Source organism: Pseudolabrys taiwanensis (assembly GCF_003367395.1).
Taxonomy (GTDB): domain Bacteria; phylum Pseudomonadota; class Alphaproteobacteria; order Rhizobiales; family Xanthobacteraceae; genus Pseudolabrys; species Pseudolabrys taiwanensis.
Window position 1 is genome coordinate 2904647 of the sequence record NZ_CP031417.1, and the last position, 14808, is coordinate 2919454.

A 14808-nucleotide genomic window follows, 5' to 3' on the forward strand; every position below is an offset into this window, starting at 1 on the left:
GCGGCTTAAGGCGCGAGATAGGCCTTGATCATGTTGACGATCACCTCGCGCCGGCGCGCAAGCGCCTTCGGGCTGATGACGTCAGTGTCGAAAATCACGTCGAGCGTGTGCCTGTTCGAGAACACGAAGAATCCGAGTGCGCAGATCGACAGATACAGATCGAGCGGATCAACGCCCTTCCGCAACACACCGAGTGCTTCGCCGCGCTGCAACACGCGCTTGATGATCGAGATGAGCGGCGCCCTTAATTCCGCGATGCGGCGCGAGGTTTTGAGATGGCGCGCCTGGTACAGGTTCTCCATCTTCACGAACTCGATGTAGTGTGGATATTTGACGTAATGCTCGAATTTCGCGGCGACCATCGCCTCGATCGCATCGATAGGATCCATCGCCTCGACGTTGATCGCCTCTTCGACCTCGACGAGCTGAAAGTAGGTCGTTTCGAGCGCGGCTAGGTAGAGACCTTCCTTGCTGCCGAAATAGTAGTAGGCCATGCGCCGGTTGGCTCCGGCTTTGTCGGCGATGTCTTCGATGCGGGCTGCGTCGAGGCCTTTGTCGGCGAACTCCTTCAGCGCCGCATCGAGAATACGCTGGCGCGTCGCCGCCGCGTCGCGGCGTCTGACGGGTCGCGCTTCGGTACGCCGCCCCGCTGCCTTGGGCTTCGCGACTGGCAACGGCTTCGAAGATTTGGCCTTTGAAACGGCCACGCGGCGCGACACTGGGCACAGTCCTTCTGCGGAACTCCCTCTATTGCCGCCAATGTGTCTGTTTGACAAGCATGCTCGCGATGCGAGCGGGCACGCCATACCTCAGGAGGTACTCACCATCCCGTCTCTACGGCTTGGCGCCGACCATGATATGGATCGCGTCGCCGGTCTCATAATCATCCGGGACCTCCTTGCCGAAGGCGGTCAAGCCTTCGTTCCGCAAAGCCTTTAAAAGTGCGGCGCCCGGCTTGCCGTCCGCGCCCCAATCCGGGTGACGCGATTTGGTGACGTGCACTTCGACACCCTTAAGCACGACGAGGCCAACCGGAGGCTTTCCTGGCGGAAGATAGCCGGAGCGATTGGCGGCCGGCCGCCTGTTCCACCCAGCAGCCTCGAGGGCTTGGCCGATATCCTCCATCAGATCGACGGCTTCCGGATCAAGCCCGACCGAAAAATCGAACGGCGTGCCATGGTGGACCTTAAGAGCTTTGGTCAAGCGTTGTTGCGATGCGGCGCTCAGGGACCGCGGGCTGTCCGCCCACCACTCCAGGCCACAGCCAACCATGACCAGAACGGCGAACGTGATGGCCAGCCGCTTCTCCCACCTACCGTTCGTAATCTTGAGGATCAGAAGTGCGACTTCGCCACCCAATCCGACCAGAAGCAAGATCTCTCCGAGCTCCCTCAGTCCGCTGAACAGAACCAGGGAGAAGGCCGGCGTATTGAACATCAAACTCTCCAAGTGGCAGGCGCGGCGCGCTGCAGGGCCGCCTTATCGCAGCGGCAGACTGACGTACTGGAACCGAATGGACACGCCGTGCGCGTTCGGCAGAACGTTGTTCCTCGGCATCGATTCGCGGCTCGTCACGCGCGCCAGAATCAACTCATCACGCACGCTTTATGAACCATAGCCGGCATTGTTGGGAATCGGTGCGATGCACGGCGCAGCATCGACTGTAGGCGCGCAACCGCGAAGGGCGATGCCAACGGGACAGTCACGGGGCCTCGCCGTTGCGGCATAATGCAGCACGTACGGGGTTGGATGCGGGATGAGCCAAAAAGCCCTACGCCCAGCCGGTTTCCGGCAGGCGTGATGCCCGGGACGACAGCGTCCGCTGAATATTTATCAGAACGTTCGCGTATAATGAGTTCGCCCCCGCTGTCGCGGAGGCAAACCGAGTTCCCTGATCTAATAGGCGGGAATCATCTCGTCGGACACGCGCGTCACACCCGGCACCTCTTCGGCCAGCGCGAGCAGCGCCTTGCGCTCCTCGGCCGAGCCGACGAGACCCCAGAGATGAACGACGCCGCCGGCGACGATCACGTTGCGCGAGCCGAAATCCGTCCACGATTGATCGTCCAACCGGTCCAGCAGCGCCTCGCGGATTTCCCGGTCGCCATCGGTGTCGGTGCCGTTGCCGGCTTGCGTCGAGGCCAGGGCCTGGATCAGGTTCGAGCGGCTGACGATGCCGACCAGCCGGCCGTCGCGCAGGATCGGCACGCGCTTGATGCGATGCTTCTCGAGCAAAGTCGCGATCTCGCCGAGCGAAGCGTCTTCGCCCGCCGAGACGACGTCGGTTGACATCACTTCCGACACGCGGCGGCCATGCGCCTTGGCGAACTCCTCGGCCAGGGTCGAGCCCGGCGTGAGCGCTTCAAGCCACCAGGCGCGGTGTTTCTCCGTGCCGATCTCCGGGCGGCGGACCAGATCGGCCTCGCTGATGATGCCGATCACCTTGTCGTCTTCCTCGACGACCGGCAGCGCGCTGACATCGAACTCGGCGAGCAGTTTGATCGCATCCGCGACGTCGTCGTCCGGTCCCACCGTCACGACGTCACGGACCATCACGTCGATCGCTTTCATCTTCCATCTCCTGTTCGACGCGGCCCGTCCGTTCCGCCTTCACGGAACGGACGCCGCCGCCCATCGGGCTAGAAAATCTGCGAAAACGCCCAGTACAAGAAGCCGGAGAGCATCATCGCGGCCGGCAATGTCAGCACCCAGGCGAGCGCGATGTTGCGTATGGTGCTCCACTGCAAGCCTGAGCCGTTCGACGCCATGGTGCCGGCGATGCCCGACGACAGCACGTGCGTGGTCGACACCGGCAGACCGTAGATGTCGGCGGCGGCGATGGTGGCCGCGGCGGTGAGCTCGGCCGAGGCACCCTGCGCATAGGTCAGATGCGTCTTGCCGATCTTCTCGCCGACCGTGACGACGATGCGCTTCCAGCCGACCATGGTGCCAAGACCGAGCGCGATCGCCACGGCGATCTTGACCCAATCCGGGATGAACTTGGTCGCGTTGTCGAGCGATCCCTTGTAGGCGTTGAGAACCGCGACCTCTTCCGGTTTCAGGTCGCTCTCTTTGTCCTTCATCAGGAAGCGGATCGCCTCGGACGCCAGATACATGTCGTTACGGGTGTTGCCGACGGCCTCCGCCGGGAACTTCGCCAGCGAGCCGTACTGCGTCACCTGGTCCGCGATATCCCGCACCAGCACGGCGAGCGAGGGGTAGGTCCCTTCCGCGATCTGATGCTGGGCGACGTAGGTGGTGACCGCCGGGCGCGGATTGCCGAGGACGTTGTAACCGGCGGCCTTGGCGTCGATCACCGCGCTCGCGGCCTTGGAGTTGGCGACAAAGCGCTCGATCTGACTCGTCGGCATGGCGCGGTTCAGCGCGTAGGCCGTCGGCACGGTGCCGATGAGGATGAGCATGATCAGGCCCATACCCTTCTGGCCGTCGTTCGAACCGTGGAAGAAGCTGACCAGCGTGCAGGTCGTGATCAGGATGCCACGGATCCACCACGGCGGCGGCTGATCGCCCTTCGGTTCGGCATAGAGCGCGGCGTTACGCACGAGGACCTTGAGCAGGAGCAACAGCACCGCCGCCAAGGCAAAGCCGAACAGCGGCGACAGGAGCAACGCCTTGCCGATGCTGGTCGCCTGCGACCAGTCGACACCCGACGTGCCGTCGCGGCCGTGCATGAGCGCATTGACGATACCGACGCCGATGATCGAGCCGATGAGCGTGTGCGAGCTGGACGCCGGCAGGCCGAAATACCAGGTGCCGACATTCCAGGCGATGGCGGCGATCAACAGCGCGAACACCATCGCGAAGCCGGCGCTGCTGCCCACTTGGAGAATGAGTTCCACCGGCAACAGCGACACGATGCCGAACGCGACCGCGCCGCTCGACAGGAGAACGCCGAGCAGATTGAACATGCCCGACCAGATCACGGCGATGTGCGCCGGCAGCGAGCGCGTATAGATCACCGTCGCCACGGCATTGGCGGTATCGTGGAAGCCGTTGACGAACTCAAAGCCGAGCGCGATCAGCAGAGCGACGAAGAGCAGGATGTACGGCACGAGCGTCGTGATGCGCGTGCCGGTGGCGTCGACGTCGACATAGATGCTGTAGGCGACGAACAGCAACGCCGCTGCGATGACGCCGAAAAAGATGATGCCCGAGAGCGGATGGAAGCCTCTATCAAGGTCCGGGCCTCGGCGTACTGCTGGCTCGATAGAGCCCGGTAAAGCCATGTCGCTCATGGGACATCCTCCTTTAAGAAAGTCGACTTCTCGGCGGGAATGTTGATGCGTCAGCCGACAGCGCTCAGCTGCTGGATCGTCGCGAACTGATCGTCGCGGTTGTAGTCGTAGAGAACGCGGCCGTAGGGGAGCGTCATATCGGCCAGGAAGTGATGCGCGCCGATGACCTTGCGGACCGGGAAGTCCGCGACCGGCGCGTTGACGTGCGGAATGAGATGCAAACGGCCCGGTCCGACCCACGAGCCCTTCACGACGATGTCGGTCATGTTGTAGGCGACTAGCTGACAGATCTCCGCGCGGCCGTCGACGCCGGGGATGACCTTGAGGTTGACCTGCGTTTTCGACAAAGTCGCGGTCGTGCGTACGCCGTTGCCGGCCATGCTCTCGTGCTTGTAGCCCATGGTGCCCATGGCCACGAGCTGACCACCGTATTCCAGTGTGCCGGTCAGCGTATCCTTGACGATTTCGAGCTTGGGGTGGGCGTACTTCTTCGGAAAGCCCCAGATCTCACGCCCGGCGGCGATCGGCGGATCGTCATCGAGATACATCTGGGTGACGAAGTTTACTTCCTCCGCGCCGAAGCGGCACGGAATGACCATGCCGGACTCGGTGTAGCTGCCGAACCCGGTCGAGTCCGGCATCTTGATCCATTCGTAATGCACCAGCGCCTGATCGAGCGGCTCGAGCGGCTCCGGCAGTTGCTCGGCGATGATCTCGGGATCGGTCTCGTAGGAGATGATCATGAATTCCCGGTCGACGAACCGGTACGGACCGGCGGGGTAGCTCGGCCCCACCGCCGGCATCGACGGCAGCTTGAGTACGTCTTGTTTGCGCATGGTCTTCCTCGCTCGCTTACGTCAGTGAGCGGTCCATCCGCCGTCGATCGGCATGACCGCTCCGGTGATCGATTTCGCCTCGGGCGAGCAGAGATAAGCGACGAAACCCGCGACCTCCGGTACCGCCACGAATTCCTTGGTCGACTGCGCGGCGAGCAGCACATCGCGCACCACGGCTTCCTCGGAAATGCCGCGCGCCTTGGCCTGCTCGGGAATTTGCTTCTGCACCAAGGGCGTCATCACGTAGCCCGGGCACACGGCATTCACGGTGATGCCGTGCTCGGCGACTTCCAACGCGATGGTCTTGGTGAAACCCGCGATGCCATGCTTGGCGGCGACGTAGGCGGATTTGAACGGCGAGGCGACCAAAGCGTGGGCGGAAGCGATGTTGATGATGCGACCCCAGCCCTCCGCCTTCATCGCGGGCACGACCATGCGGGTGGTGTAGAAGGCGCCCGACAAGTTGATGGCGATAATGGCTTCCCACTTTTCCGGCGGGAACTCCTCCACCGGCGCCACATATTGGATGCCGGCGTTATTGACGAGAATGTCGACCTTGCCGAACGCCGACCGCGCGCCTTCGATCATCTCGCCGATCTGATCCGGCTTGCTGATGTCGGCGCCGCTGTAACTCACGCCAACATTGTGATCGCGTGACAAACGGTTACGCAAATTTTCGATTTCGTTGGCGTCGCCGAACCCATTAAGGACAATATTGGAGCCTTGATTCGCCAATGCCTCGGCAATGCCGAGACCGATCCCACTTGTCGAGCCGGCAATAACCGCGGTCTTTCCCGCCAGCATGCACTTCCCCACCAGCACGTTTGCGTTGCAGGCAATCAACACAAGCGGTCTGACACCGGTGTGAAGGAATTCGGACAGAAATAATTGGCCGCGGTTCGAGGACGACAGATGGCGACTAAATAGGCAGGCCGAGGCAGTTCTCGGCCGAACACGTCATTGGCGCGTCATGGATGTTCATTTCATTTCCGCCCAGGCAACCGCAAGGAGCAGTCCGTGGACGCAAGCGTCGATAATCAACAGAGTGTCCATCGTGGGTATGGCTGGCGGCCGGAAGGCTGCGACCGCGTCGCCCTGGTGCTGCAAGGCGGCGGTGCGCTCGGCGCATATCAAGCCGGCGTTTATGAAGCGCTGCACGAAGCGGAGATCGAGCCGAATTTCGTTTCCGGCGTCTCTATCGGCGCCATCAACGCCGCGATCATCGCCGGAAACTCGCGCGATCAACGTCTGCCGCGCCTGCGCGAGTTCTGGAACATGATCACCGAGCGCAAGATCTGGCACTACACGCCGGACGGCGACATGTTCCGCAAGGCGCGCAACGCCGCCAGTTCATGGATGACGGTCACCCTGGGGCAACCCGGCTTCTTCAAGCCGCGCGAGACGAGCCCGTGGTTCAGCCCGGCAGGCGCGCAGAACGCGCTCAGTTATTACGACAGCGGGCCGCTGCGCGACTCCCTGCTCAATCTCGTGGACTTCTCGCTGCTCAACGACAAGATGACCGGCTTCGCCGTCGGCGCGGTCAATGTGCTGAGCGGCAACTTCATCTACTTCGACAATAGCCGCGAAGAGATCCTGCCGGAACATATCATGGCCAGCGGCGCGCTGCCGCCGGCCCTGCCGATGATCAAGATCGGCACCGACCACTATTGGGATGGCGGCATCGTCTCCAACACGCCGCTGCAGCATTTGCTCGATCAGGAGACCACGCACAATACGCTGGTGTTCCAGGTCGATCTCTTCAGCGCGCGCGGCGCCCTGCCCCGCGACATCCAGGAGGTGATGGCGCGGCAGAAGGACATCATGTACTCGTCGCGCACGCGCTACAACACCGACGTCTATCGCCGCATCCACAACTGGAAGACCAAGCTGCGCGACGCGCTCGGAAAGATTCCGGAAGAGCAACTGACCGAAGAAGAGCGGGCGCTCAAGCGCGAGCTCGGCGGCCTGCCCGACATCACGATCCTGCATCTGATCTATCAGCAGAAGGCTTACGAGGGGCACGCCAAGGACTACGAATTCTCCGGCACCTCGATGCGCGAGCATTGGCAGAGCGGCTACGAAGACACCAAGCGCACGCTCAAGCGCCGCGAATGGCTGGCGATGCCGCGCCAGGGCTCCGGCATCCTCGTGCACGACGTGCACCGCGAGAGCGAGAGCTTTTGAACAGGCCGGCGGCGAAAGCCACCGGACGATAAGCCGGCTTGCCTAGCCAAGGCCGATGCGCGGCCGAACCGCAGCCGCCGCTGCGGTTCGGCCGCGTGTGCACATGGTCGGATACCCGACATGCGTGTCGTGCGCGCGCTTATTTTCGTCCGAGAGACGAACCCAGCCAAAAACTATACTTAGATACCATCCACCGTTGCTTGGAATACCGCGCGGTAACCAGAGATAAAGACGCCGCGGCATAATTTTACAGAAATTCCGAGTGACTAGTCCTGCTGTCCCTCGGCTGCTCTATTCCGGGGGTCCACATCATCATGATCCGTCTTTCCGACATCAGCATCAGCGCGAAGCTGATGTTCATCTCGTCGCTCGGCATCGTGCTGGTCGGCGGCATGATCGGCATGCAGATTTACGGCAACCGCCTCATCAATGAGGCCAATGCCGACGCCACGCGCCAGCTCGAGAACGCCACGCGCTTCGCCAGCATCGAATCCGCCATTCGCAACACCCAGCTCTCGAACCGAAGCCTGCGCCTGGTGCCGGACCTGAATGCGCTCGAGAGCGAACGCCAGACCGTCAATGCCCGCTTCAAGGTCGTCGCCGCGAAGATCGAGGACGCAACCGCATCGGTTTACGAAGCGGACCAGCGGGAGCGTCTCGCGCAGCTGAAAGCCCTCGCCGAACAGTACATCGCCGGCTCACAAGACATCGTGCGCATCCGCGCCGAGCACATCCGCTCGACCGCCGACAAGAGCGAGGCCGGAGTGGCCAAGACCGCGGCGCTTTGGACCGAAGTCAATCGCGTGTCGCGCGACAAGACCCAGAAAGCCGGCGCCGACATCAGCGCCCTCTCCGAGAAGGCGGCCGCCGTGTCGCAGGAGTACGCGCGTCGATCCATCGATCGCGCCGAGACGATGGCGAGCTCCATCGAATGGATGAATCTCGGTCTCACGATCGCGACGATGGCGGTTCTGATTGGCGCCGCCATTTTCGGGCGAACGTCGATTGCGCGGCCGCTCAAGCGGCTCATCGTGCCTATCGGCGAGGTGGCCAAAGGCCACTTCAACGTGAAGGTGGAAGGCACCGGCCGCGGCGACGAGATCGGCCAGATCGCGAGCGCGGTAAGCGCCATGGTTACGCAGATGAGCGCCACCATTACCGAAATCAAGCGTGCGGCGTCCGAAGTCAACGGCGCCTCGTCCGAGATCGCCGGTGCCACGACCGATCTTTCGCAGCGCACCGAAGAGCAGGCCGCAAGCCTCGAGGAAACCAGCGCGGCGATGGAGCAGATCTCGTCCGCGGTGAAAAACAGTTCGTTCAACGCCGAACGGGCCAACGGCTCCGCGGCGGAAGCCTGCGCCGTCGCCGGTGAAGGCGGCGCGATCGTGTCACGCGCGATCGGCGCAATGGCGAAGATCGAGGATTCGTCGCGCAAGATTTCGGACATCATCGGCGTCATCGACGAAATCGCGCGCCAGACCAACCTGCTCGCGCTTAACGCGGCCGTCGAAGCCGCCAGAGCCGGCGAAGCCGGCCGCGGCTTCGCCGTCGTCGCCTCCGAGGTCCGCAGTCTCGCGCAACGTTCTTCTCAGGCGGCCAAAGACATCAAGACGCTGATCACCAACTCCGGGGCCCAGGTCGACGAAGGCGTGCAACTCGTCAATCACACCGGCGAGGCTCTCAAAAAGATCGTCGAATCGGTTCGGGAGGTCGCGACGCTGGTCGACGAGATCGCGCGCGCCAGCGTCGAACAGTCGAGCGGCCTGGATCAAATCAACACGGCTTTGACCCAGATGGACGAAGTCACTCAGAAGAACGCGGCCTTGGTCGAGGAAAACGCGGCGACAGCCAAGTCACTCGAGATGCAGGCGCGGACCATGGACGACCACGTGTCGTACTTCAAACTCGGTGCCGCGCCCGCGCCGCCCCTCGCTTTGCCCGCGTCGCCGGCACCAGCCCAAGCCCGCGTCGCACATCCCGTGCGCGCTTTGCCCGCCGGCCCGCGAACGACGGCCCCACGCAAGCGAGCGGCCAACGACTGGCAGGACTTCTGAGCCCCGGTCACCTCAAGTAGTCGCTCAATCGCAGGCTCTGGATCTTGGAGATGGCCGAGTAGCTCGCCTCGAGCTGCGCCTGATAGGTGGAGATCTCGGCAGTGACGGCCGCCACGTCCACGTTGGTCAAGGAGTCCGACAGTGTCGTCGCGTCGCTTTGATAGGTCTGCTGGTTGTTTACCGCACGCTCCAACTGCGACGCAGACAACGAAAGCTTCGTCTGCACCCCCGTCACGGCGTCCAGCGCGGACGTAGCGAGATCTAGCGCGGAGCTAAGGGTGGTGCTGTCGATCGGAGACGACGTCGCGTTGGCGATCATGCTGAAGGCGCGCATCGCCTTCTCGAAGGCCGGGTTGGAAGCCGTCACACCGTAGGTGACATACTGGCTGTCGGAGACCTTGGCCGACGCGAGTTGATCGTCTCCCGTATAATAGGACGTGTCGGCGGCCGTCGCGGAGGTCGTGTTGGAATAGCTGGAGAGATCGACCGGGGCCATATCGGTGCGCGATCCGGCGAACAGATAGCGTCCGCCGTACTGCGTATTCAGCAGCGACGTCATCTCGCTCATGAAGCCCTCAGCCGCACTGGTCAGCGTCGACGCGTCCGTGCCGCTGGCCGACACAGCCCCCGTGAGTTCGGACTTGTAGCTCGAAAGCAACTCGGCGATCGATCCGGTCGCGGAATACATGGCCTGGACCCGGTCGTCCGCGCTGCTTGCCGCGTCCTCGTAGCTCTTGGACTGCGAGATCGAGACCTGGAGATCGATCACCTTCTTCGACGTCGCACCCAGCCCGCCGTAGTCGGACGAGACCTTTCCGGACGCCGTCTCGATCTGCCGTTCGGAAATCTTGGCCTGCGTCCGGAGTGCGGCACTGACCATTTGTTCGCTTAACGCGAACGTTGCTACACGGGCGACCATCGCTACTCTCCGTCAGGTCGATTGCACCGAATTGATCAGCGACGTGAACATGTTGTTCAAGGTCTGCAGCACCTGCGCCGCGGCGGCATAGGCATTCTGCAGGTCGGACAGCCGCGCCGTCTCTTCATCGACGTTCACGCCGGACTGGGACGAAATCGTGTCGGCCAAATTCGATTTGACCGTTTCCTTCGAGGTCAGCGTGTTCGACGCCTTGGTCGCCGCCGAGGCGGCATCGGCTACGATGTCGGCTGCATATGAGGAGAAGGAGGTCGTCCGCGACGACAGATCGCCGGCCGCCGAGAAGGCCGTATCGCCGGTCAGCGCGTCGTAGAGTTTCTGCGCGACGACGGTAGAGCCCGCTGTCACGACCTGGGCGCCGATGGTGAGCGTCGCCGATGAATTTAGGCTGCTGCTCGCCAACTTGCTGGAGTCGCTCAAGAGGCTGCTGCTCACGGCGAAATCGGAAGCCCCCGTCGCCGAGACCATATTGTTCAAGCCCAGCCAATCGGAGAGGCCTTTACCTTCCGTGCCGACGCTACTGGTCATCTCATTGACCGCAATCCCGCCGCTCGCGTCGGCGGCGGCGATCACGACATGGCCGCTCGCATCGATGCTGGCCGACAGCCCGCTGACGCCGTTAATGGCCGAGACAAGGTCACCGACCGTCGCATAATTGGACAGATCGAAGTCTTGGTACGATACGAGACTGCCGCTGCCGTCGGTGACCGCGACGCGGAATGTGCCCGTGCCCGACAGCGTGTCGCCGGCGGCCACCGCGGTCGTGCCGGTGAGGCTGTTCGGCGGCGGCGATGCGGTCCCCGCGTTGCTGACCGTATTAAGCGTATCGGCCAGTTGCACGGCCAATTCGTCCAGTTCCGATTGCGACGCCGGCAAGACGCTGTCGCGCTGGCTGACGAGCGCGGCGATGGAGCCTGACTTCATCTGCGATGTGATGTCGGCGCCATCGACCGTGACGCCGCTCAGGCCGCCCGACGGATAGCTCGATGCCGCGGTCACCTTGGCCGCGGTGGTGAAGCTGAGGGCATGCACGGACGAGTCGAGCAGCGTCTGGCCCGAGGCCGTGTAGATCTGCATGGCGCCCGAACTGGTGACGGAGTAATTCACGCCCATGTAAGACGAGAGGTCTTGCAGCGCACTGTTGCGCTTGTCCTCGAGATCTGCCGTCGACTCGCCCGCGGCGGTGCTCTTCACGATCTGACTGTTCAAATCCTTGATCGTGGCGAGGTCGCTGTTGACGGCATCGACCGCGGTTCCGATCTGCTGATCGGCATTCGAGCGCAATGTCTGGATGGAGCTCGACGTATCGCGAAGCTGAGCCGCCACGTCGTCGAGCGCGCTCACGACCTGCTGCTTGAGAGTGGAGCTCTCCGGCGTATCGGCAAGGTTCGACACTGCGGTTGCCAACGAGGCCATCGTGCTGGCGATCGAGGTGCCGCTACTGTCGGAACTGCCCGTGGTCGAGCCGAAGTACGACTGCAACTGGCTCGCGTAATCGTTCGTCGTGCTCGCCGCACCGAGGTCCGAGACCGCCTGCATCAGCGACTTGAGCAGCAGCTTGTCGACGCTGCCGGAGATGCCGGTGACTGCCGTGCCGCTGCCGATGCCGTTCGAAACCGTCGACACTTGCGTGACGGTTTTTCGGGTGTAGCCGTCGACGTCGGCGTTCGCGATGTTGGCCGAGGTGACACTCAGCTGCGTTTCCGCCGCCATCAAGGCGGACGTGGCGGCATATCGCGCGATCGACAGGGACATGGGTTACGCTCGTCTCAGATGTAGGTACCGGGTCGCACCGCCGTGTAGCTGCGCACGTGATAGGTCTTGCCATTGGCGCCGTAGGGCGAGGCCTCGACCATTTCGTCGCGGATCGCCGCCATCACCGCGTCGATGCGGCGACGGCTCGCCTCCATCGCGGCCTCCAGGTGCACGATATTGTCGTTCATCGTCTCCTGGAAAAACGCAAGCCGGTCGAGGAAACGTTTGCGCACCGGCTCGGAAGCCATGTCGATGCGGAACGTGCGGGCCGTGGCCGCATTGGCCCAGACCTCGAAAGCCGCCGCGAGTTCCGCCTTGCGCTTGGCAACCACGGACAGCGACGCCGGCAGACCGCGCGCCAGCATCGCATTCTCTTCCTTCACCACCCCGATGAACTCGTCGATCAGCGCCACCAAAGCTTCCGCCGCGGTATCGGCCTCGTTGTTCTGTGCAATCATGACGCTTTCCTTCGATCTAGTGTTTGCGCGCGTTCTGCTTCAACGTTGCGCCGGTCCGGCGATAGGCCGATACCGCATTCAGGCTACGGTTCGCGATCTCGATGTTCTGCGCCAAGTCACGCTTGAACGACTCCAGCACACCCACCAGGTCTTCCAGTTCGGTCAGAAAGACGAGCAGCTCGCGCCGCTGCCGAGGGTCGAGGTCGACGGGCCGCAGCTGAGCGGCGCAGTCCGGCGCCATCTGGTAGAGACCCAAGACCTTCAAATGCGCGACCGCTTCGCTGACCGCGCAGCGCGTGCGATGCAGGGCATCGCGCTCGCCACGCTCGGTTTCCTCGTCATGCGTCATGTCAACGCACCGCGCTCAGCAGCGTATCGAACATCTTATTGACCGCCGTGATGACCTGCGCAGAGGAGGAGTAGGCTTGCTGCGCCGCGATCATCGTACTGAACTCCTCGCTGGAGTCCGTCGCACTCGATTCGAGTTCGCCGCCTTTGACGTTGCCGGCGCCGCCCGTCCCGGCCTCATGCAGCGTGCTGTCGCCGGAGCTTTGCGTCGAGGCATAGACACTCCCCGACATCGCCTGCAAACCGTTGGCATTGGTGAAGGTCGCAACCGGAATTTTGTAGATCGCGATCGTCTGACCATTGCTGTACGAAGCGCTGACAACCCCGTCGTTGCCGATCGACACACCGGTCAGCGTGCCGTAGGCCATGCCGTTGCTTTTGATGCTGGTCACGTCGACCGTCGGCGACGTCGTGCCGGTCGAGTACTGGGTGAGGCCGTCCGCCTTGCCGGCAGTGCCGAGGTCGAGCGAAATCGTGCTGTCGGCCGCGCTCGTCGTCCAGCCAGAGATCGATAGGGTCGGCGGCGTGGGCGACGTACTCGCCAAGGTGCCGTCGCTGTTGAATGTCACTGTAATCGGCGACGACGTGACCGCACCTGTCGTCGCGCTCGTATTCGACGACAGCGTCGGATTGCCGAACGCGGCCGTCCACGTATTGGTCGCGGATTTTGTCCAGGTGATCTGGACCGAATGGGCAGTGCCGAGCGAGTCGTATACGGACATATCGCTGGTGAACGTGTCGCCCACCGCGGCATCGGCCGGCAAATTCGCCTGAATCGATGTGCTTGTGGTGGCCGAGGCCGTGCTGGTCACGATATTGGTATCGACGGCGGTAAGCGTGCTGGCACTCTCGTTGCCGACGACATTGCCATCGGCGTCTGTCCGCCACCCCATCAGATAATAGCCGTCGTTGGCCAGATAGCCGTCGCTGTCGGCCGCAAACGCGCCGTTGCGCGTGTAGTAAGTCTCTTTGCTGCTGTCCGAAGGGCTGACGACAAAAAATCCACTGCCCGAAATCGCGAGATTCGTCGCCGTCGTGCTGGAGACCAGCAGCCCCTGTTTCGAGATGTCGGAGCGGGCGTTCACCATCACGCCGCCGGAGGAATAGCCGGCCGACGAACTGCCGGTCACCAGTTCTTCGAAGCTGGCATAGGACGTCTTATAACCGTAGGTCGACGAGTTCGCGAGATTGTCGCTGACCATCGCGATCGACTGACTCTGCGCGCTCAGGGCGGACACCGCAGAGGTAAGAGCACCGGTGAGACTCATCTGAAAAACTCCTCAACTCAATTGGCGGATTTGACGCCGACGACACTTGTAAGCGCGACCGTGGTATCGCCGATGAGCAACTGCGACGTGCCGCTGGTGCTGTCGACGCCGGTCACCTTGCCGATGACGGTTGTGTAATCGAGGACCGACGAGCCGCTGGCGTTGGCGGCGCCGACCGAGATGGTGTAGTCGCCGTCGGCGGCCGTGCCGCCCGAATTGGTGGTGCCGTCCCAGGTGAAGGTGTGCGATCCGGCGGCGGTGTCGCCGGTGGTCGTATAAACGGCGTTACCGTTCTGGTCCTTGACGGTGATGTTGACCGAGGCCGCAGCCGACGAGAGCGAATAGCCCCAGTTCGCCTGGCCACCGGTCAACGGCGTCGTGTCGCCCTTCGCCTCGACCGTCTGACCGATGTAGCCGATGCCGTTGCTCGTCAGCAGGCTGTTCATCGACGAGACCATTGATGTCAGATTGCTGTTCATCTGCGTCTGCTGGTCGTAGCTCGCATAAGAAACGAGCTGACTCATGAACTGCGTGGGATCCGTGGGATCGAGGGGATTCTGGTTCTTGAGCTGTGTGACGATGAGCTGCAAGAAGTCGGTCGTCGACAGCGACATCGACGAGTCGGTGCTTGACGTCGACGACGTTGACGCTGTGGCGGCGGCGTAGGCGGAACTGACGGATGAGATCGTCATGGCGCGGCTGATCCTGCACG

The 14808-nt window shown here is 62.8% G+C and carries 14 protein-coding genes; 2 read left to right on the forward strand and 12 right to left on the reverse strand.

Annotated features, from left to right (window positions below; all coding sequences use genetic code 11):
- Nucleotides 1-5 precede the first annotated feature (5 nt).
- From DW352_RS13895 to DW352_RS13920, 6 genes are all read right to left on the reverse strand, one after another.
- The gene (locus tag DW352_RS13895) at nucleotides 6-719 is read right to left on the reverse strand and encodes a TetR/AcrR family transcriptional regulator (RefSeq protein ID WP_162826956.1); all 714 of its coding nucleotides are present in this window, start codon (nucleotides 717-719) and stop codon (nucleotides 6-8) included.
- 115 nt (nucleotides 720-834) lie between these two features.
- On the reverse strand, nucleotides 835-1437 hold the full coding sequence (locus DW352_RS13900; protein ID WP_115691888.1) for a hypothetical protein: 603 nt from the start codon (nucleotides 1435-1437) through the stop codon (nucleotides 835-837).
- Nucleotides 1438-1896: 459 nt separating this feature from the next.
- Nucleotides 1897-2571, reverse strand: a complete 675-nt coding sequence (locus DW352_RS13905; RefSeq protein ID WP_115691889.1) for a CBS domain-containing protein — start codon at nucleotides 2569-2571, stop codon at nucleotides 1897-1899.
- A gap of 68 nt (nucleotides 2572-2639) precedes the next feature.
- On the reverse strand, nucleotides 2640-4256 hold the full coding sequence (locus DW352_RS13910; protein WP_115691890.1) for an inorganic phosphate transporter: 1617 nt from the start codon (nucleotides 4254-4256) through the stop codon (nucleotides 2640-2642).
- 50 nt (nucleotides 4257-4306) lie between these two features.
- Nucleotides 4307-5092, reverse strand: a complete 786-nt coding sequence (locus tag DW352_RS13915; RefSeq protein ID WP_115691891.1) for an acetoacetate decarboxylase — start codon at nucleotides 5090-5092, stop codon at nucleotides 4307-4309.
- A gap of 21 nt (nucleotides 5093-5113) precedes the next feature.
- Nucleotides 5114-5896: a 3-hydroxybutyrate dehydrogenase gene (locus DW352_RS13920; protein ID WP_115691892.1), complete on the reverse strand. Its 783-nt coding sequence runs from the start codon at nucleotides 5894-5896 to the stop codon at nucleotides 5114-5116.
- A 213-nt stretch (nucleotides 5897-6109) separates the two neighbouring features.
- Between DW352_RS13920 and DW352_RS13925 the strand changes: the two genes are divergently transcribed.
- Both DW352_RS13925 and DW352_RS13930 read left to right on the forward strand, forming a co-directional pair.
- The gene (locus DW352_RS13925; RefSeq protein WP_115691893.1) at nucleotides 6110-7276 is read left to right on the forward strand and encodes a patatin-like phospholipase family protein; all 1167 of its coding nucleotides are present in this window, start codon (nucleotides 6110-6112) and stop codon (nucleotides 7274-7276) included.
- 314 nt (nucleotides 7277-7590) lie between these two features.
- Nucleotides 7591-9330, forward strand: a complete 1740-nt coding sequence (locus tag DW352_RS13930) for a methyl-accepting chemotaxis protein (protein ID WP_115691894.1) — start codon at nucleotides 7591-7593, stop codon at nucleotides 9328-9330.
- Nucleotides 9331-9337: 7 nt separating this feature from the next.
- Here DW352_RS13930 and DW352_RS13935 read toward each other — a convergent pair whose 3' ends face one another.
- Genes DW352_RS13935 through DW352_RS13960 form a run of 6 tightly spaced genes read right to left on the reverse strand, consistent with a single transcriptional unit; the run spans nucleotide 9338 to nucleotide 14788 of the window.
- Complete coding sequence (locus DW352_RS13935; protein ID WP_115691895.1) at nucleotides 9338-10249, reverse strand: flagellin; 912 nt, start codon at nucleotides 10247-10249, stop codon at nucleotides 9338-9340.
- A gap of 12 nt (nucleotides 10250-10261) precedes the next feature.
- Nucleotides 10262-12022: a flagellar hook-associated protein FlgK gene (gene flgK, locus DW352_RS13940; RefSeq protein ID WP_115691896.1), complete on the reverse strand. Its 1761-nt coding sequence runs from the start codon at nucleotides 12020-12022 to the stop codon at nucleotides 10262-10264.
- Between the two features lie 14 nt (nucleotides 12023-12036).
- Nucleotides 12037-12480 carry a flagellar protein FlgN gene (locus DW352_RS13945; protein WP_115691897.1) on the reverse strand — a complete coding sequence of 148 codons (444 nt, stop codon included), beginning with the start codon at nucleotides 12478-12480 and terminating at the stop codon, nucleotides 12037-12039.
- 16 nt (nucleotides 12481-12496) lie between these two features.
- A complete protein-coding gene (locus DW352_RS13950) occupies nucleotides 12497-12829 on the reverse strand; it encodes a hypothetical protein (protein ID WP_115691898.1) in 333 nt (110 codons plus the stop codon).
- Nucleotide 12830: 1 nt separating this feature from the next.
- Complete coding sequence (gene flgE, locus DW352_RS13955; protein WP_115691899.1) at nucleotides 12831-14096, reverse strand: flagellar hook protein FlgE; 1266 nt, start codon at nucleotides 14094-14096, stop codon at nucleotides 12831-12833.
- A gap of 17 nt (nucleotides 14097-14113) precedes the next feature.
- Entirely contained in the window at nucleotides 14114-14788 is a 675-nt protein-coding gene (locus tag DW352_RS13960; protein WP_115691900.1) for a flagellar hook assembly protein FlgD, read from the reverse strand.
- Nucleotides 14789-14808 lie beyond the last annotated feature (20 nt).